Raw genomic sequence first — 22,746 nt, 5'->3', positions numbered from 1 at the left:
TCTAATAGTCGCGATTAAAACGGTAGTTCTTCGGATTTCGGTTCGTTAGAGTCTGTCGCGCTGCCGCCGAGTGACTTTCCGATTAAGTTGATATCAAAACCAGCCGCGACTAGGTTTTCGATCTGCGTTTTTTCGTCCGCTTCAAACAACAGTCCGTCGAATAATGAATGATTAAATTCCTTGCCGTCAAACTTGGCGAAGTTCTCGCGTTCCTTTTCGTTAAGATCTTCGTCAAAGTCAATCAGAGGAGTTAACGATGCTTTAGTATCTTTGTTTTGTCCTGTCGCGTTCGTTTTCGCTAATTCAAAAGCAAGTTTGCCAAGTTTCTTTTCATATTTCGTAATTGTTGCGTATACATCCAGCGCTTGGTTTCGCGTTAAGTCCACTACGATTTCTTTTCCTGTCGCCAAGTCAACGAATCCCATAGCGAAACGTTCCTCTCCGCGATATTTATTCGCCTCTTCACGCTGAGCTTTTTCCTCTTTTTCGTTGTTAGCGTCTTTTGCAGCGAACTGAAGATCGCGATGATATTTTTCGGCTAAATCCCAAGGTGTATGATCGCTTACTACAAACCCTTTATCGTTTCGTGTGGACGGATTTTGAGCAACGAAAGTATTAACTTTTTTGTAGATACCGTATCCAAAATAACGCATCATATCTTGAGTTCCGAGGACACGCACCTTATACGTCGTTCCGATCCCGAATTTAGCGAAATCAATTTTAGTAGCATTCCCACCTTCGCTTCTACCTGCTTTAAGTGCGTTTAATGCCTCTGCGCCTTTTTGAAATTGTGTCATTCGTTTTCCCCCTACGTTTTTATTAAGGCTTTTCGCCCTCGCAAAATGCCGGTGTCTGCGCCCGAAACGCCGCCAGCGCTTGGCAGTAGCGACGCGACACGGATTACCTAACGGCCGCCCCGACATTCTCCGAGGACGCGACGCGCCTATGATGCGTCGTCTTCGCCAATTTGCGTCCACATGCCGAAAAGTATTAATCCGATGATGACGGCGGCAATCGGTCCCACCCACGAAAGATCAGACATACGCCGCAACTCCTTTCGCCGCTTTTGTAAGCCTGCGTTTTAATTCGAAGGATTCGGCGGGCAATTCGTCAATACGCATCTGAACCGCATTGATTCGCGCCTGGTACGCCATCTTCTTCGCTTTTGATCGCGTTCGTTTAAGCTCGGCCGTCAGATGCGCTATTTCTTCGTGAAGTTCCGCGGCATAATTTTCGTTATTCTGAACCGCAGCCTCTACGCTTTGTTTCATCGTGTTATACGCTTCGTTGATAAATCGGATCGCCGTATTCTTTTCGGGAGGATGAACGGTCAGTACATAATCGCTATTCAGCGCGAAGAGTATAACGACTCCTTTTCCGCCGTACATTCGCGCTTCCTTGCCGTTAGAATCTACGGTGATTCCGAGATACTTTGCGTGCTGAAGCTTCTGCGCAATCCAATTACGCGCTACGTGTAAATTCGTAATATTGTAACGTTCCTTCAGGCGTTTGCGTGCGTGGTGCGAAAACTTGACCTGACCGGCGGTAATCATCCGACGCGCACCGCCTTAATCGGAGTAGCCGGGAGATAGTCGGCCGGGTCTTCATCGTGTGGCCATGCGCCTTGGTAAATGAAATCGGTGAGTTTGCGTTCATCTAGCGCTAAAAGCGTTTGAGATTCGTTAAATGCGGGTAAATTCGATGTATGCATAGTACGTTAGCCTCCGTTATTTTAAGGATAATCGCACTAGACCGAGGACTTGTTCGCATAATTGTTCGCTTGAATTCGTTGACAATATGCAATACAATGAGGACGTAGCGAAAGTCCTTCGGGCCTAGCTGCGTATAGCGTGTGTTACACAGATAGAAAAGCGTTAAGTTCGCCGTGGTGAGAAGCGTCGAAATTTTTCGCTAAGCCTTTGATTACACGTTCTACTTTTTTGTAATGGACGCCTACCTTACTGCCTATCGAAGCGTATGTAGGTCGTTCGCTTGCAAGATGCTCCTTAACGATTGCAGTCGTTAGCGAGCAGGAATTTTCCGTTAGGGCCTTGATAAGTTGCAGCTTATCTTGGTCCGTTTTTATTTCTCCATCAACCATCGCAATTACGTGATCCTCCATTAGATCGTCGGAATCAGATTCGAATGTTGCAGCATTCTCTTCCGCCGAAGCATCTAACAGTACCCGTTTCTTTGCATAAGTCCCATTTTTCATTCGCGTTACATCGATTGCTGCTCGCGAAAGATGGAGCTTAAAATGACCAACCACTTCTCTCGATCGGGTCTTATCGAACTTTTCAACGATCCGCCATACCTTCTCGTTCAACTCGCTTACAATTTCATCGAACAAGATCGGACATCCTCGACCGTATTTTCTAGCGAGATTCCGAACTAGCGGCCGGAAGAATTCAAAAACCTCATTGAACGAGTTTTGATCTCCTTTTTCTCGAAAATCATCAATCAAGATTATTAAGTTTTCATTATTTTGCAATGTGATTTCCCCTTTCAATATTAACTGCGAATGCACATATCAAGATGGACACATTCAGGAAAGATTTTTTTTATTATTTTCTTCCATGACCATATATTAGCACATATATTTTGAAGTTATTTGAAAAGGAACAAGATTGTAAATTTACAGATATGTTCAAACATGTAAACATAAAAAGAGGCCTGTTTGATACAGGCCCTTAGAAATAATTATCCCCCTATTGCGTTTATTGCTACCTCCTTGCTGCCCTCATTAGCATTAAGCGCAAGCACTCCTGACACCAAAGCTACACACATTAAAGCAACAAATAAAATCTTCTTCAAAAACAACATCTCCCTTTTCTACAGTTTTTAGGTTTTCTGTAAGGGTCTTGACAAAGTCGCTGTTCTCCCCGGACTGAATCATATCCCTTACAATAATAACTGCGAAGAAAAGATTAGAAGTGGACACCAACTCGCAAAACTTTTTGTGTCTTTTTTCTTTTCCACAACACGATTCGAAATATGTAGTCAGATCAGGATCGCCCATTTCTAAAATTACTTCTTGAGCTTTATCCTGACTAATCTCATTATTACGAAATTTTTGAACAGCAAGAAGTGGTCTAGGCGCGTTGTCATCGATGCTGCGGGACATCAGAATTTTCGCGAAATTGTAATTGTAGTATGCATACCCCTCTAATCTAGCTATCCCTGTTTCTTTCGCTACGGATAAACTGCGCTGTAAGTAGTGGAGGCATAGTTCTTCATCATGCAGTAAATTAGTCATTCCCAGAATATAAAGAGCGTCAGAGTCGACTCTTTTGTTAATTTTAGCATTTAGTAAGATGTGTGAATAGTGCCTTGCTTCATCTAAATTATTCATAAATAGATGGGTAAATGCTAACACCTCTGAAACTCTGTACAGATAACATTCCTTTTCGAATAATTGAGTTTTCTCGCTCATCTTTCGGATACGCTTCTCAATTTCAGAAGCCTTTGCGAGCACATAGGAAAATTCTCGTCTTTGTAGTAAAGAAATACACTCATATATTTCAATTAGAAGCTTAAGTTTGGGGTTTTTAAGAGTTGTGAGTTTACCGATCTCATCATCGATCTCATAGAAGCTAATATCTCCTTTCATATAATCGCGGATGAATGTGTAAACCTTGATGTATTTCTCTACAGTGGATTTCTTTTCATCTTGATATTTTTTTATATGCCTATCCAGCAGTTCTATATTTCTTGTAATAGCCGCGTATTCAAATAAATTACGGATACAATCGTCGCTATCTAGTAAATCATACCAATTGGAGATGTGTTCAGGGTAATTGCTGCCATCAACTAATTGTGTAAGAATAAGCAAACTTCTAAAAGTCAATTCGCGATCACCGTTCCTCAGGTTTCTAACCTGTTTCCCTCCTACTTTCAAATGTCGAGCAAGATCATCGTCTGTAATGTCATCCCTGTCTTCTATACTATTAAACAAAAAATCCCGAACGGAATCCATGTAATTTCACCCCTATTTGAATTAATGAATGACTTTTATCTATTCGTTAAGTATAATTGAAGTATAATAAAAATGTTTAGACGTGTAAACATTTATTTAGGAGGATTTTTAAAATGGTCGATTTTTCCCCATTGTTCAAAACCTTAGAAGAAAAAGAAATGAACCTGAGCGATCTCAGACAGGTCATAAGCTCACGCACCCAGACCAGTATTAAAGAAAACCACATGCAAGCGAATTTAAAAATGTACATAGGCACTTTGGAAAAAATTTGTTTATTCCTTGACGTTCCGGTTGAAAAAGTCATTAGAATTGTTAAAGAATGATCTAATGGAAATTAATACTTAATTAAGATAAAATATTACGGACACCTTTACGAATGGAGGTGTTTATTACGTTTAAGGTCGGCAAGTGTCGGATACCCGAACTATGCAAAAAACGCGGAATTAGTCTCAGTCAACTCGCAGCAATGGTCGGAGTATCAAAAACGCACATGTCCGATTACGTCAGCCTTCGGAATCTGCCGAGCATCGAACGAACCTACAATATCGCGATGATGCTCGGCTGTGCGCCCGAAGATCTGTACGAATGGAATGAGGTATCCGACAGCAACACGGAGGGTTAATACAACCTCCGCCGACCTAAAGTACGGGAATTCCCGAACCTAAACGTAAAGTATTTCTCACGACCTCCGCACGATCATACACGTCTCGCAACGCTTCTGTACCGCGCTTTATAAGTAGTTCATCAGCGTCTTTCACCTCCGTAATATAACCGTGCGCAAGCCGCACCTTTCCGATCAAATAACGCTCAATCTCCCGCCGTAATTTTTCGCCAGCTTTGTCGTTATCTGTAACCACCGTTAAATATTCGATAGGTGACTGCGCAATTATGTCCGCCTTCTGTAAATTAAATGTGCTGCCGCCGGTTCCGATCGCCGGTATGCCCGCGGAACGCCACGCCATAGCATCGATTTCGGCCTCGCATAACACCGCGCTTTTAAGCCGCTGCGCATATACGAGATCCATTCCGTAAACTAAATACCGGATAGGCATGCCGCCTTTTACGTACCAGAACGCCTTCCCCTTCGTTGCCCTATACTTAACGTTAGCCAGCCGCCCGTTAGGAAGCCGCCAAGGAATCGCGACTGCATTTCCGACAAGCGATACGCCGACCTCTTCTTGTACCGCGGGTGCGATGCCTCGGCCCGTCAGGTAAGCGTTAGGCCCCGGCTTTGTGCCGTCGAGGACCGATTCCGCTAAAGGTTCCGGCTTCGTGACGGCCTTTAATTTCGGGAGTCGAAGCATCATGCGGCCGCCTTCAGTCGCCGGTGCATACGTTTCCAATAAGTAATCGATTGCGTCGTCTTCGGTTTCGCCGCGCAGGAAAGCGAGCAGTTTAACGAACCCGCCCCGTGAAAACTCTTCATCATAGGCGCCTGAGTCGCCCCAATAGCCGGCTTTTGCCGATGCTGTGTCTTCGAGGTAAACGTAAAAGCTCGGGGTCCGATCGTATCTGAAAGGACTGGCGGCCAGCAGGCGTTCTTCGCCCCACGTCGGCCGAGTCCAGTCGAATTGTTCGAGCTCATACCGAATGTCGACGTCCACAAAACGTCCATTCAAAGTTAATATCGGCAATTCGAGACACTTCCTTTCGAGACTTGTAAATTATATTACGACATTGTTACGAAACTTGCAGTCGCAATTTGTCGAAAATATTCAAAAATTTAGATGTAATTGTTGACAATATCATCCGGTAAATTCCATCCGATCTAAAACTCGAACACGTCCGCAGCTCCGGCGCCCGTTTCCGGCTGTTTCACTACGCCGATTTGCGGCAGATAGATAATCTCTGCGACTTCTCCTTCGCCGCCGTCACGCCCTTTATTCAATCCGATCAAGCCGCGTCCTTCTTTCGCGTTCGTATCGACCGCAATCAATAACGCAGCATCTTCGAGCAGGGCTTTCGTTTTCTTGACGTCCTTACGCTGCGGCAGCTTAAGCTCGCGCGCTCCGTCTTCCGCTTCTTTCTCGTCATCCTCATCCGCCTGTGTGAGCGCAAAGATCGTCGTTTTCGTATGCCCGGCCAGACGGCGCAGTTTTTGCGAAGTATTAGCCGCATCCCCGCCCGCCGTCTTTGACGTATTGGCTTCGTAGTCGAGGTAATAAAATGGATCTACGAGAACGACGTCGGCTTTCGTTTCGATAATGTCCGATTTTAGATCGCGCAATGTACGAGAACCGAAGTCTTCATCGTCGACGGCTCTCACCGTAATATTACCCGGAAGGATTTCGTTGAGCCGATCTAGGAATTCCATAAAGCCCGCCTCGAATTCGTCGGATAGTTTACCTTGTCGAATGTCTCTCGAATTGAATCCGGCTTCCATATCGACGCCGTCAAGAGTCGCGGTCGTTACTCCCATGGTTCCGGAAATCGATACGTAGAGGCGCACCAGTACTTCGTACCAACCCATTTCCATCGACCATATCAAAACGTTCGCCCCCTGCATCGCGCAGTTAATGACTTCCTCTAACGCTATGGCCGATTTACCGCGCCCCGATTTTCCGTAGATCACGTACACGTTCGATGAAACGTAGCCGCCCATCGCCTTATTGACAAAGTCGAATTTGCTGCGCCAGATCCGAAAGGACTCGCCCGCCTTACGGTTTTCATATTCCGTTTTAAACTTGTCAATGTCTCGTTTGATATCCGTACCAACCGAGTTTCGAACGTTTGTTCTCATTTTAAGACTTTCGGCCTGCCCCGTCAACCACTCGAAGAATTTTCCCATATCACCGCTTTTTTGCGCTTCAATAAATCGTTTTTCGAGCTGCGGCGCCTGAACTTGGCGATTGGTTTCCGGATCAATACGGCCGTTCATCAGCTCGATAAATTCGCGCTCGGCCGCCCGATCCTTGAGGTTTTTCGCAAGGTAATCGTAACTGGCTTCGATATTAAACTCCGGTTGGAAGTCCGGCACCTCATTCGCAACCATCTCGGCCGTCGGCGCTTGGCCTCGGTACTTCTCCGCGTAGTCCATTACATACCGGAAGGCCTTGCGTTCGCCCTGCGTTTGGAAGTCGGCTTCTGAAACATTGAATCGCAGCAGGGCATTCGGATCGTTCGCTTCGATGGCTTTCGATATTAGTAAAGTTCCGTAGTTCATACGCGATCCTTCCTTTCCCATCGAATATAAATTGTGTTAAAAGAGTCTCGGCGTACTTTATAGCCTAAAGCTCGCAATTCTTTTATGAGGGTCTTTACTTCATCTTTATAAAGATGCGAGGTGTTTTTATAACATTGGTACCGCCCCATTCCGGATAAACGATTTATTGTTTTATAAATCGCTGTCCGAGTTTCTCGGTTGATTATAGCCCGCACATCAGACGCTTTCTCGGAAGCTTCCTTCGCATTCATTCGCTCACCTCCCGTCTCAATTTCGCCATCACAGCGTCAGCCTTCGTTTTATATTCCGCATCCCCAAACGTCTCATATAGGCGCATGTTATCGTTGTATTCGTCCAGTAGCTCGTCAGTCTTCCGTTTCGACCCGGCCTCCTGTTCCCTCTTCGATGTTTCCTTCGGCCCTTTCGCCATCCCAACCGCCTCCTTTTTCGCGTAACCTATTCCGAAAGAATAATCATCCGTAAAGTGAAACGCCGCGCCCGTAGGCTCCGGATAATTCGTCATGTCGTACGTTAAGAGGTAATCTTCCGCAAACTGTTTCCGGCAGACCAGCCGCAGATCCGTTTCGAACGCGTCGAGGAATTCACCGTTAATAGCGTCGGTCAGCTCGAACTCGACGTATTCACTTACGCCCCACTCATCGGTTTCCTTTACTTCACGCCAAGCATCGACGTAGAAGATCCGATTTTCGTACCCGGACACCGAAACGATATCTCCGAAGGTGAATTCCGTTTTCATCTACGCATCCCCCTTTTCGATTCACCTACGAATTCAATCTCGCGGCATAGGTCGCCAACCCGATCAGCCAGACGTCGCTCACCGAATACTTGCCAAAGCTGATCGAGCGCGATGTTGCTCGTGTATACCGTCGGTAGCTGATTCGTTATCCTTGCGTTAATTACGCTGTGTAAATCGCCGCGGAAGCCGTCCGTTGCATCGCGTACCCCTATATCGTCCAGCACCGCAAATGGCGTCGTCTTAGCCGCTTCTAATGCGCGATAGTACCGGGCCGCCGCCGGCTCTGCGACTGAATCCGGAACACGCGGACGGTTGAATTCGTTATAGTCGTTCTGCCACGCGTTTACGTCGAGGAAATAGGCCGGCCGCTGCAACGGTTCGAGGCCGCGCCGCAGGGAGCCGCTATAGTGGACGCGCAGCCACTCGTTAAGAAGTGCGGCGGCCGTTGTCGTCTTACCGGTGCCGGGCGATTCGCTTACGAGGTACAGCGACTTGATGCGGTCCTCTGCCGCTACCGAACCGGATTGATCGAATTGACGATTAAATGTAGACGCGTAAGCATAAGCCGCTTTATAAGCCTCCGGTTGGTCACCGCGTGCCGGCGAATTCTGTAGCGTCACGAGCCGGTACTCACGCGGAAGCCCTGCCGCCGCCGAACGTCCTCCGTTTCCGCTTACGCCGTGCATCTGAATGAAAGCCGTACAGTGTTTCGTACAAGCCGCCGTACCTGCCCCCAGGCATCCGTTAGCAAGTACGCAATTGTTTTCGTTAGTCATATTCGCGGACCTCCTTTCGATCAATTCGTTTTCTTATCGTCCTTTCATGCTTCGTGCGCATCCTCTTATCTGCGCCCTTCACTCGAGGCTCTGGATACATGGCGTCGTAAGTCCAATCGTACCCGCTATATTTTTTAAACACCGTTGTTTTCAAGCGTTTATGGTACGTCACTTACGCGCCTCCTTTCGTTAGTGCTTGCGCAGAGTAAACTCCGCTTTTACTTCCCGATTCCATTGATTGAGTACAAACCTTCCTTTGGCCGCCACGTAGCCTCGTTGCTTAAGCCACTGGACCATAGCTTCGACGATCTCCGCCTCACTCATCGTATATTTTAAAGTCATTCGCACTCCTCCTTTTGTTTTTTCTCGTTTTCTAAATACGCAGCTTTCTCCTCTTCGGCTAAGACCTCGTAATCTTCGTTCTCAAGGAAAAACATCGTTCCGAAGCATTCTTCGTGAATGTTTACATCCATCCGAACCCATGTCGGAAAAGCCGTAACTTCATCCGCCGCAGTCCCTTCCGGATAGTTGATTTCTACATATTCCCGATCATACTCGCCGTTTGCGATCTTTTCTCTAATCGGAGACATGTCGATAATTTCATGAACACGGAGAACGCTCCCTTCCGGATAATTCTTGCCTCCATAAATGGTCAATCGAATCAAATCTCCAACGGACGCTTTTGCCTTGGTCATTCGCCCACCTCTTCGCGTGAGTCGTCGATGATTTTGCAGCGATTTAAATACGTAAGATCAATTTCGCTAAAGTGCCGTTTTTTGAGCTTATACGGGCCTCTTCCGTACGGCGCACCAACAACGTCGCCTACACGAACCTCAGTCGGCTGCGGAGCGTTCAAGTATTCGTCGGGCACCTTCAATCCCAACGCACGTCTTAACGCAATCGCCTTTCCGATATGGACGTTGAAGCAGTCGTTAGGTGCGGCTTTTGCGATTCCTTTTTCGATGACCCCTCCCGTTCTATATCCGCGCAATAACACAACAACCGTCCTCTTGTCTCGATTGACAATAAATTCCAGGTCATATGCGAACAACTCGAAACATTGTTCTTCAACGTCCGCCTTCGCCTGCTCAACGATTTCATCACGGTGGTCTTGGGCGTTAATAGACGCTTTCATTTCCGCCAACTTACGCTGAACTTGTTTAGCCGCTCGAAATCCTTCTTGAAACGTGCGCTTTTTAATCGCCTCCATTACCACTTCACCATGCGCCAGTAACTCTTCGTATCCCATTGCGTTCAAATCGATTTTCATTTCGTCAGCCTCCTCGTATTTGTTCACGTTAAAACCACGTAGTATCTACGCCTTCATTGCGATCAGCCCGTTTCTGTTCGGCTTGGACTTCCGTAAGCACACGCGATAAGACACTTTCGCGCATATATGAAAACATGAACGCAAAGTTACAGCCCGGATACTTCAGCGTCGGCTTTTTCTCCGCGAAACATTTATCGATGAATCTCCGCGTAACCTCGGCGCCTTGCTCGTCGATCATCCGCTTTAGGTTTTTCGCCTCCATGCCGCGATTGTTCGTTACGTAAGGAATTCCGTAAGTTTCTTTATGCTTGGCGTGCAGGTAGCCGATAAAATCGGGGGTTTTCCACTTGGCGACCGGCTTTGATTCATACGTCGTCATCTTCCGACCTCCTCACGTAAGGCTTCGATTTCGTAGAGAAGGCGCCAAACGTGATGATAAAGGTGTTCGGGTACGCCGAGCTGTAGCGCTGATATTGCTTCGTTTAATTCGTACGGTGTCGGTCGTTTCATCGTGCGTTCACTCCTTCGATTTTCACTCCGAGAAGATTGAGCGTATTGATAACGCCTTCCCTTTCGCATTCCAAACTGAACGTAACGCCCCGGGATTGCGCAGTCCGTTGCTTTTCCTGAAGTTCTGCGAAATACTCGCGTACCAGGTCTTCCGGCGTCGCTTCGACTTCGTATCCGTTGATCAATGCGGCTGCAAGCGTCATAATATTCATGTCTGCGATCGGACCAAATTCCGGAGAGTCCGGTTCCCCACCGAAATATACATCGGCATATTCGAACAAAAACCACTCATCTGATACTGCGTCGAGGCTTCGTAAAAATTCGATAGCCTCCGCCTGCTCCTTCGTGATTGTCGGTTTCATCTTAGCGCCTCCTTTGCGATTCTATTGATTTCCCTAAGAACGATATCTCCCGTAGAAATACTCGATACGGTCGCGATTGTACTAAGCGCAGGAACACAGCGCCGGAGTTCATTATTTCGCAGTTCAAGACGCGCGTTCTTCGCCTTCAACCGCTCATTCTCGCCAATCATATCCGCCACAGCACAGCGCAATCGTTTAACTTCTTCGGTCACTTTAGCGCCTCCATTCCGTGTATTTTCGCGTTTTACCGCTTACCCTACCAATCGCCCTCGACCGTCAGTAACGCCGCTATTCCCTCGCGAAACTCCCGTATTAATCGTGCTAATTCCGAAAGCGATGTCGCATCCGAGTCACGCAGCCGCCGATTCATTACGTCGAGTACGGCGCGTTCGACCGTTGAGTGATACGCTACTTCGCGCCACTTTTCCTTCGGCGTCGGGTCGGCGTTCGGGTTCTCCGCAAGCTTCTTCGGCCAATTCGGCGACTTCGTCGGGTCGGTGAAATAGCGTTCATTTACGATGATGTTAAGCGTATCGGACGTTAGTTTGTAATCGGGTGAGATCGGGATATTAATCGCCATGGTAGGCGTCGCCTCCTTCGTTAATCAACTCTCTGTAAAAAGTCTCGTCGCATCCGCAATCAGGACAGACCATTACCTCTTCTTCAAAACCCTCGTAATCCATGACGGTTTTAGTTTTAGGTCTTTTAAACACATGCCCGTTATGGCACTTATACCAATTATCCTGATAATCTGTGCCTAACAGTATTGAAATAGTTATTACGACTACTGTGCATATCAAGAAACTTATGAAGACCTCCTCCTTCGTTTGTTAATAAAACCTAGCAATCGTTCGCTTACGCTCACTCTTGCGGATGTTCATTATCGCGATAGAATTATTATTTAATAAGTATCTGCGCGCGAAAAGGTTTTAATTGAGCGCTATTATTTATCTAGTTATTAATGGCTCTAGTTAAAAGATGGTTCTAGTTAGTGTAAAGTCGAGCCGTGTATGGGTCCGCCGTGTATGGCTAGGCGTCACATGGCTACGTAAGCTCCTCCGTATCTCCATCGAATATCGCGAGCTGACTGATCGGCATGATCGTATATCTTGCGTTATCCCATCGCTGCGTCTTCGGGTCCCGCGCCTTCTGCTTTACGACTAACGGCCGCTCCTGCCACCGATATTCGCATAGCGCTTTGATCCGCCTGTTAGCCGCAGCTCGGCTGAGATTTAGTGCGCCGGCTATCTGATCTTGCGTCGGGTAGCATTCGCCATTAGCGTTCATGAACGAAGACAGTACGCAAAGGGTCTGCCAACGCTCCGCCCCGATGTCCGCGATAAGGCCTTTCTTAACGGCGTCGACGTACATCTTAACGAAGATCCGCGTTTCGGCCTTGCCGGACGTGACGTTGTATTCCGATTGAGATTCGACGGATACGAGCCGCTGATGTTCGTCGGTCATTCGTTATCACCTCGTCTATGATATTCTCTGCAGCGAAGACAGTTTTTCTATGGCGGCTTTAATGTCTGTGAAATCATTGAACAACCTCTCAGCATACCCGTTTATGCATTTTCGCTTTTCAAAACGAAAAGTTATTTCTCGTCTGACTTCGCCCGCAGGATAATAGGCTACCCTTCTCGTTTCCGGATCTGTAATCGCAAAAATGTCTACATCGTCTTTTGTATAGTGCAGTTTTTTATATGGGTTACGTGGGCTCGCTGATTTTCTAATGTCCGCTACAAGCACCTTGTCATCTTTCCGCCTCCCTGTTTTAACCTGTATTTTGAAATTTTCGTTCCCGATTTGCGCAACCAAATCGTACTCTAAATCTGGCTGGCTTGGATTTAAAACGACAATTCCTTGGAAAAGCAGGTCTGATTCAACTAGCCTTTCTGATGCATATCCGATCATTCCTCTACTATTCATGCGGACTCCTCCTTCGATACACCTCGTATAATCTGCGGAAACTCTCGATAATCATCAAAGAACAGTCGACCATTCTCTCTAACGAATCCATTCTTGCAGTGAGTATCTGTGTACCTCAACGTAATACTTCGTTTATGCGTTATGCTTTGCCAATCGATATACGCAATCTTATTGGTTGCGAAATCGTATAGCGCTATCACGTCGAAATCATCTTTCGTATAAAAGCGACTGGATGCGCTTGAACGCGTTAAGTCGAACTTAACCTTTTCGAGATCTTCTGAGCGAGCGCTCTTTACTTGGATGCGTACAAGCTTTCCGTCTTGAATAATCGCGATATCACATTCTGTATTGTCTATCTCCGGTTCGAAAGGTACGTAATTCTTTAGCAACAAGTCGCCTTTTACGAAAAGTTCGGCTGCTGCTCCGTTAATTCTCATTTGCGGCAACATACGTTTTCCTCCTTTTGTGTGTCGGTATCTCCTCGACTAGTTCTCCGTTTGCCTTACACCTATATAACGGGTAGGCTGCCGTCAATTTTGCGACACGGATTACGAAACTTTTTTCGTCCGTCACTATTAACTGCGAAAGCACTTCGGAAAATGGTCAAAAAAAATAACCCCGTCTAAAAAGACGAGGTTAAAATAACTTTTCTACTGGACTGAATTTTTTATGCGCATCCATAACATCACTGCTGAAAAGATTCACGTAATTCCGAACCATATCAAGACTTGAATGCCCAAGTACGGCTTGAAGTGCGAATACATCTGCGCCGTTTTGAACAGACATCTTTGCAAAGGTGTGTCGGAATGTATGTGGAGAACACCGAACATTCTTAATATTTGCCATACGGCCATACTTAGAAAGTCGGTTCTGAACCTGTCGTGTTGTTAGTGGGGTATTGTCTATCGTAACAAATAAAGCGTCATTTGGTACATCTCCGCGTATCTGAACGTACTTTCTTAACCGTATTTTAACAGTCGATTGAATCGGTACAAGACGTTCTTTATAACCCTTCCCATTAATCAGTATTTGCGAATCCTCCCAACGGATATCTTTGACGCTTATATCAGTCAGTTCTCGTACACGCACACCAGTTTCGATGAGTAATAACATGATTGTATAATCACGAAAGCCTGTAAACGTTCCCTGATCCGGCTGCCGCAGAATATCACGAAGTTGCTCGCGGCTGAACGTCTCAATTACTTCTTTCTTCTGTTTAACCAACGAAAGTTCTTTCGCAGGATTATCGCCTATCATACGGTTCTTTTCGAGGAAATTAAAGAACGCCCTAATAGCGCGAAGCCTCGTATTGATCGAGGTCTCTTTCCTTCCTAGTTTATCCATCATGTACACAATAACGTTCTCTTTCAATATCGGTAGCGTTATTTTTTCAGGTCTAGTCGATACGCCCTGCTGCTCGAGCATCGAGCGAAATGACAGTAGTTCGTTCCGGTAATACTTAAGCGTATGTTCCGAAAGATTCTTAATTTTACATTCTCGTATGAATGCGTTGTATGCCGTTTCAAAATCGGTTAGTTCAATTTCGGGCTTGTCCGTCTCCGGGACTGCCGCTATTATATTTGACCGCCTAGCCAACCGCATCGCCTCCGTTTTGTGTTAAATAAACGTAATCGTACGAATGCGAACGCAAAAAAGCCACCTACATTGCGTAGATCGCCCGTCATATTAGCGTTTATGTCACCGGAATGTATCCGCGGATTTTGAGTCGTGCGCGTCTGCCAATTCCGCCACACCGGCATGTAATGCGTCGTGTTCAACCGACGTATATAAATATAACATGTATTTCATAAAACGTCAACGGTTTTAGCAAAGTTTTTTAAATGGTAATGCAGTATATACGATACAAACAAGAAACTTATATTGATAGTCATTACGTTTTTATTATATAAAAAAAGTGATCTGCAATATGCAAATCACTCTCATATATGTTTTATAATGTGAAAACTGATGACCAATTTAACATAGTTCGTTCAAAGTTAAATTGGTGCCGAGGGCCGGACTTGAACCGGCACGGTAGTCACCTACCGCAGGATTTTAAGTCCTGTGTGTCTGCCAATTCCACCACCCCGGCAATAGAAAGGCGACACCCGGATTCGAACCGGGGATAAAGGTTTTGCAGACCTCTGCCTTACCACTTGGCTATGCCGCCGTAATTTGGAGCGGAAGACGGGATTCGAACCCGCGACCCCCACCTTGGCAAGGTGATGTTCTACCACTGAACTACTTCCGCAACATGTAAAAGAACTTAATACATCTTATGCTGTTGTTTTTTAAAAAATGCAACTGGGCTAGCTGGATTCGAACCAACGCATGACGGAGTCAAAGTCCGTTGCCTTACCGCTTGGCTATAGCCCAATGATAAAATGGGGCGATTGATGGGAATCGAACCCACGAGTGCCAGAGCCACAATCTGGTGCGTTAACCACTTCGCCACAACCGCCATAATCTGAAGATGAATAAATAATATAGTGGCAGGGGCAGTAGGAATCGAACCCACACCGGAGGTTTTGGAGACCTCTGTTCTACCGTTAAACTATGCCCCTATTTATAAAATGGTGGAGGGGGGCAGATTCGAACTGCCGAACCCTGAGGGAGCGGATTTACAGTCCGCCGCGTTTAGCCACTTCGCTACCCCTCCATCATTTAGAGTGCCGGCCAGAGGACTTGAACCCCCAACCTACTGATTACAAGTCAGTTGCTCTACCAATTGAGCTAGACCGGCAAATGGTGGCTCGGGACGGAATCGAACCGCCGACACACGGATTTTCAGTCCGTTGCTCTACCAACTGAGCTACCGAGCCATTTTATAAATGGCGGTCCGGACGGGACTCGAACCCGCGACCTCCTGCGTGACAGGCAGGCATTCTAACCAACTGAACTACCGGACCATTTAATTTTTGGTTGCGGGGGCAGGATTTGAACCTGCGACCTTCGGGTTATGAGCCCGACGAGCTACCGAACTGCTCCACCCCGCGATAATAATGGTGGAGGATGACGGGCTCGAACCGCCGACCCTCTGCTTGTAAGGCAGATGCTCTCCCAGCTGAGCTAATCCTCCATCATATAAGTGACCCGTACGGGATTCGAACCCGTGTTACCGCCGTGAAAGGGCGGTGTCTTAACCGCTTGACCAACGGGCCCTGGTATTTTTTCGTTTGTTATGTATTAATAATTAGTGGCGGAGAGCAAGGGATTCGAACCCTTGAGACGGGGTTACCGCCTACACGATTTCCAATCGTGCTCCTTCGGCCACTCGGACAGCTCTCCATAAATGGCTCCGCAGGTAGGATTCGAACCTACGACCGATCGGTTAACAGCCGATAGCTCTACCACTGAGCTACTGCGGAATGAAGTCTGCCTGGCGATGTCCTACTCTCACAGGGGGAAACCCCCGACTACCATCGGCGCTGAAGAGCTTAACTTCCGTGTTCGGCATGGGAACGGGTGTGACCTCTTCGCCATCATCACCAGACGTTTTAGTGACATGTATTATTATACTATGTATTTCAGAAAAAGCAAGAGTTTTTTTTGAAAAAAATTCTCTCAAAACTAGATAACAGTAAGCATACATTCAAATTGGTTAAGTCCTCGATCGATTAGTATCTGTCAGCTCCATGTGTCGCCACACTTCCACCTCAGACCTATCAACCTGATCATCTTTCAGGGATCTTACTTCCTTGCGGAATGGGAAATCTCATCTTGAGGGGGGCTTCATGCTTAGATGCTTTCAGCACTTATCCCGTCCGCACATAGCTACCCAGCGATGCCCTTGGCAGAACAACTGGTACACCAGCGGTGCGTCCATCCCGGTCCTCTCGTACTAAGGACAGCTCCTCTCAAATTTCCTGCGCCCGCGACGGATAGGGACCGAACTGTCTCACGACGTTCTGAACCCAGCTCGCGTACCGCTTTAATGGGCGAACAGCCCAACCCTTGGGACCGACTACAGCCCCAGGATGCGATGAGCCGACATCGAGGTGCCAAACCTCCCCGTCGATGTGGACTCTTGGGGGAGATAAGCCTGTTATCCCCGGGGTAGCTTTTATCCGTTGAGCGATGGCCCTTCCATGCGGAACCACCGGATCACTAAGCCCGACTTTCGTCCCTGCTCGACTTGTAGGTCTCGCAGTCAAGCTCCCTTGTGCCTTTACACTCTGCGAATGATTTCCAACCATTCTGAGGGAACCTTTGGGCGCCTCCGTTACCTTTTAGGAGGCGACCGCCCCAGTCAAACTGCCCACCTGACACTGTCTCCCCGCCCGATAAGGGCGGCGGGTTAGAAGGTCAATACAGCCAGGGTAGTATCCCACCGATGCCTCCACCGAAGCTGGCGCTCCGGTTTCCAAGGCTCCTACCTATCCTGTACAAGCTGTACCAACATTCAATATCAGGCTGCAGTAAAGCTCCACGGGGTCTTTCCGTCCTGTCGCGGGTAACCTGCATCTTCACAGGTACTATAATTTCACCGAGTCTCTCGTTGAGACAGTGCCCAGATCGTTGCGCCTTTCGTGCGGGTCGGAACTTACCCGACAAGGAATTTCGCTACCTTAGGACCGTTATAGTTACGGCCGCCGTTTACTGGGGCTTCAATTCGCACCTTCGCTTACGCTAAGCGCTCCTCTTAACCTTCCAGCACCGGGCAGGCGTCAGCCCCTATACTTCGCCTTACGGCTTCGCAGAGACCTGTGTTTTTGCTAAACAGTCGCCTGGGCCTATTCACTGCGGCTCTCTCGGGCTTGCACCCTAACAGAGCACCCCTTCTCCCGAAGTTACGGGGTCATTTTGCCGAGTTCCTTAACGAGAGTTCTCTCGATCACCTTAGGATTCTCTCCTCGCCTACCTGTGTCGGTTTGCGGTACGGGCACCTCTCACCTCGCTAGAGGCTTTTCTTGGCAGTGTGGAATCAGGAACTTCGCTACTATAATTCGCTCGCCATCACAGCTCAGCCTTCACGGGAAACGGATTTGCCTATTTCCCAGCCTAACTGCTTGGACGCGGATATCCAATACCGCGCTTACCCTATCCTCCTGCGTCCCCCCATTGCTCAAATGGTGAGGAGGTGGTACAGGAATATCAACCTGTTATCCATCGCCTACGCCTTTCGGCCTCGGCTTAGGTCCCGACTAACCCTGAGCGGACGAGCCTTCCTCAGGAAACCTTAGGCATTCGGTGGAGGGGATTCTCACCCCTCTTTCGCTACTCATACCGGCATTCTCACTTCTAAGCGCTCCACAAGTCCTTCCGGTCTTGCTTCACAGCCCTTAGAACGCTCTCCTACCACTGTTCGAAGAACAGTCCGCAGCTTCGGTGATACGTTTAGCCCCGGTACATTTTCGGCGCAGAGTCACTCGACCAGTGAGCTATTACGCACTCTTTAAATGGTGGCTGCTTCTAAGCCAACATCCTGGTTGTCTAAGCAACTCCACATCCTTTTCCACTTAACGTATACTTTGGGACCTTAGCTGGCGGTCTGGGCTGTTTCCCTTTCGACTACGGATCTTATCACTCGCAGTCTGACTCCCAAGGATAAGTCATCGGCATTCGGAGTTTGACTGAATTCGGTAACCCGGTAGGGGCCCCTAGTCCAATCAGTGCTCTACCTCCGAGACTCTTACCTTGAGGCTAGCCCTAAAGCTATTTCGGAGAGAACCAGCTATCTCCAGGTTCGATTGGCATTTCACCCCTACCCACACCTCATCCCCGCACTTTTCAACGTGCGTGGGTTCGGGCCTCCATTCAGTGTTACCTGAACTTCACCCTGGACATGGGTAGATCACCTGGTTTCGGGTCTACGACCACGTACTCAATTCGCCCTATTCAGACTCGCTTTCGCTGCGGCTCCGCATCTTCTGCTTAACCTTGCACGGGATCGTAACTCGCCGGTTCATTCTACAAAAGGCACGCCATCACCCGTTAACGGGCTCTGACTACTTGTAGGCACACGGTTTCAGGATCTCTTTCACTCCCCTTCCGGGGTGCTTTTCACCTTTCCCTCACGGTACTGGTTCACTATCGGTCACTAGGGAGTATTTAGCCTTGGGAGATGGTCCTCCCGGATTCCGACGGAATTTCACGTGTTCCGCCGTACTCAGGATCCACTCAGGAGAGAACGAAGTTTTGACTACAGGGCTGTTACCTCCTATGGCGGGCCTTTCCAGACCTCTTCATCTACCTCGTTCCTTTGTAACTCCGTACAGAGTGTCCTACAACCCCAAGAGGCAAGCCTCTTGGTTTGGGCTGGTCCCGTTTCGCTCGCCGCTACTCAGGGAATCGCATTTGCTTTCTCTTCCTCCGGGTACTTAGATGTTTCAGTTCCCCGGGTCTGCCTTCTCATATCCTATGTATTCAGATATGGATACCACTCCATTACGAGTGGTGGGTTTCCCCATTCGGAAATCTCCGGATCAAAGCTTGCTTACAGCTCCCCGAAGCATATCGGTGTTCGTCCCGTCCTTCATCGGCTCCTAGTGCCAAGGCATCCACCGTGCGCCCTTTCTAACTTAACCGTTAAAAAGAATCACTACGTGATATCTTGCATTACTAATTGAATGTGAATTACTTCTGTTATCTAGTTTTCAAAGAACAACGCATAGGACATGCTAACACATGCGTTGCCACAGGAAGTGGCGCATTTAGCAGGTGTTCCTATGTTTTGAAGGAATGATCCTTCAAAACTAAACAAGACAGGGAACGTTCTGTTTATAAGACCCAAGGTCTTATATTCCGTTAAAATCCTTAGAAAGGAGGTGATCCAGCCGCACCTTCCGATACGGCTACCTTGTTACGACTTCACCCCAATCATCTGTCCCACCTTCGGCGGCTGGCTCCTAAAAGGTTACCTCACCGACTTCGGGTGTTACAAACTCTCGTGGTGTGACGGGCGGTGTGTACAAGGCCCGGGAACGTATTCACCGCGGCATGCTGATCCGCGATTACTAGCGATTCCAGCTTCACGCAGTCGAGTTGCAGACTGCGATCCGAACTGAGAACAGATTTGTGGGATTGGCTTAACCTCGCGGTTTCGCTGCCCTTTGTTCTGCCCATTGTAGCACGTGTGTAGCCCAGGTCATAAGGGGCATGATGATTTGACGTCATCCCCACCTTCCTCCGGTTTGTCACCGGCAGTCACCTTAGAGTGCCCAACTGAATGCTGGCAACTAAGATCAAGGGTTGCGCTCGTTGCGGGACTTAACCCAACATCTCACGACACGAGCTGACGACAACCATGCACCACCTGTCACTCTGCCCCCGAAGGGGACGTCCTATCTCTAGGATTGTCAGAGGATGTCAAGACCTGGTAAGGTTCTTCGCGTTGCTTCGAATTAAACCACATGCTCCACCGCTTGTGCGGGCCCCCGTCAATTCCTTTGAGTTTCAGTCTTGCGACCGTACTCCCCAGGCGGAGTGCTTAATGCGTTAGCTGCAGCACTAAGGGGCGGAAACCCCCTAACACTTAGCACTCATCGTTTACGGCGTGGACTACCAGGGTATCTAATCCTGTTCGCTCCCCACGCTTTCGCTCCTCAGCGTCAGTTACAGACCAGAGAGTCGCCTTCGCCACTGGTGTTCCTCCACATCTCTACGCATTTCACCGCTACACGTGGAATTCCACTCTCCTCTTCTGCACTCAAGTTCCCCAGTTTCCAATGACCCTCCCCGGTTGAGCCGGGGGCTTTCACATCAGACTTAAGAAACCGCCTGCGAGCCCTTTACGCCCAATAATTCCGGACAACGCTTGCCACCTACGTATTACCGCGGCTGCTGGCACGTAGTTAGCCGTGGCTTTCTGGTTAGGTACCGTCAAGGTGCCGCCCTATTTGAACGGCACTTGTTCTTCCCTAACAACAGAGCTTTACGATCCGAAAACCTTCATCACTCACGCGGCGTTGCTCCGTCAGACTTTCGTCCATTGCGGAAGATTCCCTACTGCTGCCTCCCGTAGGAGTCTGGGCCGTGTCTCAGTCCCAGTGTGGCCGATCACCCTCTCAGGTCGGCTACGCATCGTTGCCTTGGTGAGCCGTTACCTCACCAACTAGCTAATGCGCCGCGGGTCCATCTGTAAGTGGTAGCCGAAGCCACCTTTTATGTCTGAACCATGCGGTTCAAACAACCATCCGGTATTAGCCCCGGTTTCCCGGAGTTATCCCAGTCTTACAGGCAGGTTACCCACGTGTTACTCACCCGTCCGCCGCTAACATCAGGGAGCAAGCTCCCATCTGTCCGCTCGACTTGCATGTATTAGGCACGCCGCCAGCGTTCGTCCTGAGCCAGGATCAAACTCTCCGATAAAGTAGTTTGACTGACTACGCACATCGCTGTGCGATTTATTTAAAACTTTGAATTAACAGGTACGTTTTGTCTTGTTTAGTTTTCAAAGATCATCTCAACCTCATCTCGAGGCGACTTTTTCAGTATAACATTCCAGCAAGTTGCTGTCAAATGTTTTTTTGTTTTTATTTCTCCGCCGCTGTGAGCTTTTTGTTGAAGCGCATCAGCGACGTTTAATAATATACCATGCCTATGATTCAGCGTCAACACTTTTTTTGAAAGAATATCCTCGATGATATACTTCCTGCCCTTTGGTCTCTATTTGAGATACTTCAACAAAGCCTTTTTCCGTCAGGTAATCAAGCATGACACCAAGATCTTGGGTGAAGTGCAGCAGTTCAGGGTGCTGCAGCAATTCTCCAAACTGCCACATTTCTTTTTCTTTCATCACTTGAAAAAGGTGCGCAGAACCGATTTCAGCTTTTGAATGGATGAGAAAATCATTTGCTAAGAATAATAATTCGAGCCTTTTCTCCAAACTTTCGTGACTCTCGACAAGTTCGGAATATAGCTTATATACCTGCGGCTCAATGTGACGGACCTGGTTCCAGACTGTCGTTTCGGGATAAAACCCCCGGTCAATCACTTCTATGCGGGCCAAGTGGTGAAGAGCATGCACTACCGCATAATATGCATCCAGAAAATGATCAGCTTCAAAAAACGCTTTTCCTTCTACAAATCTTCTGATCAGCTTGCCGTATTCCATTCCGATCTTTAATTTCCGCTCGGCGAAAGGAAAAGTGCTGAGCCGGTCATTGAGTTCAGATATATATTCATTGCGGTCAAACAGCACTTTGCCGTTGATGATCCAATCTATGACTCTTCTATTTGTCCCAAGCAGAATCCATTCCTGAAGCAGAGCATCCGTTACAATATGTAAAGAAGCGGTTTTTTGTTCGAATTCATAATGCTTTATAAAAAGAGGTTCATCAGCCTGTTTGACAATGACAAGCATGACCGCATCAAAGTTATCCGTGATGGATGATGCTTTACTCCTTCTCTCAATCATAAGGACGGCCAGCGTATCGGGATGACTTGCTCTTTCTTGGTAAATTGGACGGAGAAGATTGTCCATTACGATTCCTCCAATGCGATTGTTTCACTAGCTATTGTTTCTACATTTCTATGATAAAACATGAAAGTCCTTTTTTCTAAACACATTGCACTATTATAACAAATTTCCTTTCAGGTGCCATATTTATTCTTCCCTTTTCTTACGAAAACATGAAGAATATGCCATCTGTTTTGTGCTATAGTTAAACGAGAGGGGGATGGACATGGCGAAATACTCAAGCAAAATTAATAAGATCAGAACGTTTGCGTTAAGTTTGGTTTTCGTTGGGTTTATCATTATGTACATCGGGCTGTTCTTTAAGCAGTCTGTTTTGCTTGCCAGCTTGTTTATGGTTCTCGGCCTGCTGTCGATCGGGCTCAGCACCGCCGTTTATTTTTGGATCGGCATGCTGTCCACAAAAGCGGTCCGGGTGATGTGCCCCGCTTGCGAGAAAGAAACGAAGATTCTGGGCAGAGTGGATATGTGCATGCATTGCAGAGAGCCGCTTACATTGGATAAAGGATTGGAAGGCAAAGCGTTCGATGAGTCTTATAACAGAAAAAACAGTGTAAAATAAACGAAGCTGACCGTATCAAAGCG

General features: G+C 47.6%; 25 protein-coding genes, 15 tRNA genes and 3 rRNA genes. 3 read left to right on the top strand and 40 right to left on the bottom strand.

What is annotated here, in order from left to right; translation table 11 throughout:
- Positions 1-14: 14 nt before the first annotated feature.
- The 4 genes from NYE50_RS04760 to NYE50_RS04745 all read right to left on the bottom strand — a co-directional run bounded on the left by NYE50_RS04760 (position 15) and on the right by NYE50_RS04745 (position 3,976).
- Positions 15-797: a hypothetical protein gene (locus tag NYE50_RS04760; protein WP_340763348.1), complete on the bottom strand. Its 783-nt coding sequence runs from the start codon at positions 795-797 to the stop codon at positions 15-17.
- A gap of 237 nt (positions 798-1,034) precedes the next feature.
- Entirely contained in the window at positions 1,035-1,553 is a 519-nt protein-coding gene (locus NYE50_RS04755; RefSeq protein WP_326229181.1) for a hypothetical protein, read from the bottom strand.
- A 302-nt stretch (positions 1,554-1,855) separates the two neighbouring features.
- Positions 1,856-2,491: an RNA polymerase sigma factor gene (locus tag NYE50_RS04750; protein ID WP_206584125.1), complete on the bottom strand. Its 636-nt coding sequence runs from the start codon at positions 2,489-2,491 to the stop codon at positions 1,856-1,858.
- Positions 2,492-2,749: 258 nt separating this feature from the next.
- Positions 2,750-3,976 carry an AimR family lysis-lysogeny pheromone receptor gene (locus tag NYE50_RS04745; RefSeq protein ID WP_340763343.1) on the bottom strand — a complete coding sequence of 409 codons (1,227 nt, stop codon included), beginning with the start codon at positions 3,974-3,976 and terminating at the stop codon, positions 2,750-2,752.
- A gap of 113 nt (positions 3,977-4,089) precedes the next feature.
- Between NYE50_RS04745 and NYE50_RS04740 the strand changes: the two genes are divergently transcribed.
- The gene (locus tag NYE50_RS04740) at positions 4,090-4,299 is read left to right on the top strand and encodes a helix-turn-helix domain-containing protein (RefSeq protein WP_029974735.1); all 210 of its coding nucleotides are present in this window, start codon (positions 4,090-4,092) and stop codon (positions 4,297-4,299) included.
- A 53-nt stretch (positions 4,300-4,352) separates the two neighbouring features.
- A complete protein-coding gene (locus tag NYE50_RS04735; RefSeq protein WP_340763342.1) occupies positions 4,353-4,598 on the top strand; it encodes a helix-turn-helix transcriptional regulator in 246 nt (81 codons plus the stop codon).
- A gap of 16 nt (positions 4,599-4,614) precedes the next feature.
- On the opposite strand, the gene NYE50_RS04730 is transcribed toward NYE50_RS04735, so the two are convergent.
- The 36 genes from NYE50_RS04730 to NYE50_RS04555 all read right to left on the bottom strand — a co-directional run bounded on the left by NYE50_RS04730 (position 4,615) and on the right by NYE50_RS04555 (position 22,167).
- The gene (locus NYE50_RS04730; protein ID WP_340763340.1) at positions 4,615-5,610 is read right to left on the bottom strand and encodes a toprim domain-containing protein; all 996 of its coding nucleotides are present in this window, start codon (positions 5,608-5,610) and stop codon (positions 4,615-4,617) included.
- Positions 5,611-5,744: 134 nt separating this feature from the next.
- Positions 5,745-7,139 (bottom strand): DnaB-like helicase C-terminal domain-containing protein, encoded by a 1,395-nt coding sequence (locus NYE50_RS04725; RefSeq protein ID WP_340763338.1) that lies wholly within the window; start codon positions 7,137-7,139, stop codon positions 5,745-5,747.
- Positions 7,136-7,390: a hypothetical protein gene (locus tag NYE50_RS04720; protein ID WP_340763336.1), complete on the bottom strand. Its 255-nt coding sequence runs from the start codon at positions 7,388-7,390 to the stop codon at positions 7,136-7,138. Before NYE50_RS04720 ends, NYE50_RS04725 begins: the two co-directional genes overlap by 4 nt.
- Positions 7,387-7,896, bottom strand: coding sequence for a hypothetical protein (locus NYE50_RS04715; protein ID WP_340763334.1), 510 nt, complete (start codon positions 7,894-7,896; stop codon positions 7,387-7,389). The genes NYE50_RS04720 and NYE50_RS04715 overlap by 4 nt, the downstream gene beginning before the upstream one ends.
- Positions 7,893-8,672 (bottom strand): DNA replication protein, encoded by a 780-nt coding sequence (locus NYE50_RS04710; protein ID WP_340763332.1) that lies wholly within the window; start codon positions 8,670-8,672, stop codon positions 7,893-7,895. Before NYE50_RS04710 ends, NYE50_RS04715 begins: the two co-directional genes overlap by 4 nt.
- Before the next feature lie 189 nt (positions 8,673-8,861).
- Positions 8,862-9,014 carry a hypothetical protein gene (locus NYE50_RS04705; protein ID WP_157829261.1) on the bottom strand — a complete coding sequence of 51 codons (153 nt, stop codon included), beginning with the start codon at positions 9,012-9,014 and terminating at the stop codon, positions 8,862-8,864.
- Positions 9,011-9,367, bottom strand: a complete 357-nt coding sequence (locus NYE50_RS04700; protein WP_029974748.1) for a hypothetical protein — start codon at positions 9,365-9,367, stop codon at positions 9,011-9,013. Before NYE50_RS04700 ends, NYE50_RS04705 begins: the two co-directional genes overlap by 4 nt.
- Positions 9,364-9,942, bottom strand: a complete 579-nt coding sequence (locus NYE50_RS04695; protein WP_340763325.1) for a hypothetical protein — start codon at positions 9,940-9,942, stop codon at positions 9,364-9,366. Before NYE50_RS04695 ends, NYE50_RS04700 begins: the two co-directional genes overlap by 4 nt.
- Positions 9,943-9,970: 28 nt before the next feature.
- Positions 9,971-10,321, bottom strand: a complete 351-nt coding sequence (locus NYE50_RS04690; RefSeq protein ID WP_340763323.1) for a hypothetical protein — start codon at positions 10,319-10,321, stop codon at positions 9,971-9,973.
- Positions 10,318-10,452 carry a hypothetical protein gene (locus tag NYE50_RS04685; RefSeq protein ID WP_283162084.1) on the bottom strand — a complete coding sequence of 45 codons (135 nt, stop codon included), beginning with the start codon at positions 10,450-10,452 and terminating at the stop codon, positions 10,318-10,320. The genes NYE50_RS04690 and NYE50_RS04685 overlap by 4 nt, the downstream gene beginning before the upstream one ends.
- Entirely contained in the window at positions 10,449-10,814 is a 366-nt protein-coding gene (locus NYE50_RS04680) for a hypothetical protein (RefSeq protein WP_095284397.1), read from the bottom strand. The genes NYE50_RS04685 and NYE50_RS04680 overlap by 4 nt, the downstream gene beginning before the upstream one ends.
- On the bottom strand, positions 10,811-11,026 hold the full coding sequence (locus NYE50_RS04675) for a hypothetical protein (protein ID WP_095284400.1): 216 nt from the start codon (positions 11,024-11,026) through the stop codon (positions 10,811-10,813). The genes NYE50_RS04680 and NYE50_RS04675 overlap by 4 nt, the downstream gene beginning before the upstream one ends.
- A gap of 44 nt (positions 11,027-11,070) precedes the next feature.
- Entirely contained in the window at positions 11,071-11,394 is a 324-nt protein-coding gene (locus NYE50_RS04670; protein ID WP_340763321.1) for a hypothetical protein, read from the bottom strand.
- A gap of 464 nt (positions 11,395-11,858) precedes the next feature.
- Complete coding sequence (locus NYE50_RS04665; protein ID WP_227005773.1) at positions 11,859-12,185, bottom strand: helix-turn-helix domain-containing protein; 327 nt, start codon at positions 12,183-12,185, stop codon at positions 11,859-11,861.
- A gap of 108 nt (positions 12,186-12,293) precedes the next feature.
- Positions 12,294-12,743 carry a group I intron-associated PD-(D/E)XK endonuclease gene (locus tag NYE50_RS04660; protein ID WP_340763316.1) on the bottom strand — a complete coding sequence of 150 codons (450 nt, stop codon included), beginning with the start codon at positions 12,741-12,743 and terminating at the stop codon, positions 12,294-12,296.
- Positions 12,740-13,192, bottom strand: coding sequence for a group I intron-associated PD-(D/E)XK endonuclease (locus NYE50_RS04655; protein ID WP_340763315.1), 453 nt, complete (start codon positions 13,190-13,192; stop codon positions 12,740-12,742). Before NYE50_RS04655 ends, NYE50_RS04660 begins: the two co-directional genes overlap by 4 nt.
- A gap of 187 nt (positions 13,193-13,379) precedes the next feature.
- Positions 13,380-14,345 carry a tyrosine-type recombinase/integrase gene (locus NYE50_RS04650; RefSeq protein ID WP_340763313.1) on the bottom strand — a complete coding sequence of 322 codons (966 nt, stop codon included), beginning with the start codon at positions 14,343-14,345 and terminating at the stop codon, positions 13,380-13,382.
- Between the two features lie 401 nt (positions 14,346-14,746).
- Positions 14,747-14,835 (bottom strand) — tRNA-Leu (locus tag NYE50_RS04645).
- 7 nt (positions 14,836-14,842) lie between these two features.
- Positions 14,843-14,913: transfer RNA gene (locus tag NYE50_RS04640), tRNA-Cys, on the bottom strand.
- Positions 14,914-14,919: 6 nt separating this feature from the next.
- Positions 14,920-14,994: transfer RNA gene (locus NYE50_RS04635), tRNA-Gly, on the bottom strand.
- Between the two features lie 53 nt (positions 14,995-15,047).
- Positions 15,048-15,119 (bottom strand) — tRNA-Gln (locus NYE50_RS04630).
- 9 nt (positions 15,120-15,128) lie between these two features.
- Positions 15,129-15,204: transfer RNA gene (locus NYE50_RS04625), tRNA-His, on the bottom strand.
- A gap of 29 nt (positions 15,205-15,233) precedes the next feature.
- Positions 15,234-15,307: transfer RNA gene (locus NYE50_RS04620), tRNA-Trp, on the bottom strand.
- Between the two features lie 10 nt (positions 15,308-15,317).
- Positions 15,318-15,402 (bottom strand) — tRNA-Tyr (locus NYE50_RS04615).
- A gap of 11 nt (positions 15,403-15,413) precedes the next feature.
- Positions 15,414-15,486: transfer RNA gene (locus NYE50_RS04610), tRNA-Thr, on the bottom strand.
- Positions 15,487-15,489: 3 nt separating this feature from the next.
- Positions 15,490-15,565 (bottom strand) — tRNA-Phe (locus NYE50_RS04605).
- A 10-nt stretch (positions 15,566-15,575) separates the two neighbouring features.
- Positions 15,576-15,652 (bottom strand) — tRNA-Asp (locus NYE50_RS04600).
- Positions 15,653-15,662: 10 nt separating this feature from the next.
- Positions 15,663-15,739: transfer RNA gene (locus NYE50_RS04595), tRNA-Met, on the bottom strand.
- Positions 15,740-15,746: 7 nt separating this feature from the next.
- Positions 15,747-15,822: transfer RNA gene (locus NYE50_RS04590), tRNA-Val, on the bottom strand.
- 10 nt (positions 15,823-15,832) lie between these two features.
- Positions 15,833-15,904: transfer RNA gene (locus NYE50_RS04585), tRNA-Glu, on the bottom strand.
- 36 nt (positions 15,905-15,940) lie between these two features.
- Positions 15,941-16,031 (bottom strand) — tRNA-Ser (locus tag NYE50_RS04580).
- A gap of 5 nt (positions 16,032-16,036) precedes the next feature.
- Positions 16,037-16,111 (bottom strand) — tRNA-Asn (locus NYE50_RS04575).
- A gap of 9 nt (positions 16,112-16,120) precedes the next feature.
- Positions 16,121-16,236, bottom strand: a 5S ribosomal RNA gene (gene rrf, locus NYE50_RS04570).
- A 104-nt stretch (positions 16,237-16,340) separates the two neighbouring features.
- A 23S ribosomal RNA gene (locus NYE50_RS04565) occupies positions 16,341-19,270 on the bottom strand.
- Between the two features lie 233 nt (positions 19,271-19,503).
- Positions 19,504-21,053: ribosomal RNA gene (locus NYE50_RS04560) — 16S ribosomal RNA — on the bottom strand.
- The 16S, 23S and 5S rRNA genes sit together here with 15 tRNA genes alongside, the layout of an rRNA operon.
- Positions 21,054-21,282: 229 nt before the next feature.
- The gene (locus NYE50_RS04555; protein ID WP_014417244.1) at positions 21,283-22,167 is read right to left on the bottom strand and encodes a nucleotidyltransferase-like protein; all 885 of its coding nucleotides are present in this window, start codon (positions 22,165-22,167) and stop codon (positions 21,283-21,285) included.
- 202 nt (positions 22,168-22,369) lie between these two features.
- Between NYE50_RS04555 and NYE50_RS04550 the strand changes: the two genes are divergently transcribed.
- Complete coding sequence (locus NYE50_RS04550; RefSeq protein WP_022552794.1) at positions 22,370-22,723, top strand: YgzB family protein; 354 nt, start codon at positions 22,370-22,372, stop codon at positions 22,721-22,723.
- The last annotated feature ends 23 nt before the right edge of the window (positions 22,724-22,746 follow it).

The organism is Bacillus sp. EU55 (assembly GCF_038005925.1).
Classification (GTDB): Bacteria; Bacillota; Bacilli; order Bacillales; family Bacillaceae; genus Bacillus; species Bacillus velezensis.
The sequence above is the reverse complement of the archived record's forward strand: the minus strand, read 5'-3'. Positions and strand labels throughout refer to the sequence as shown.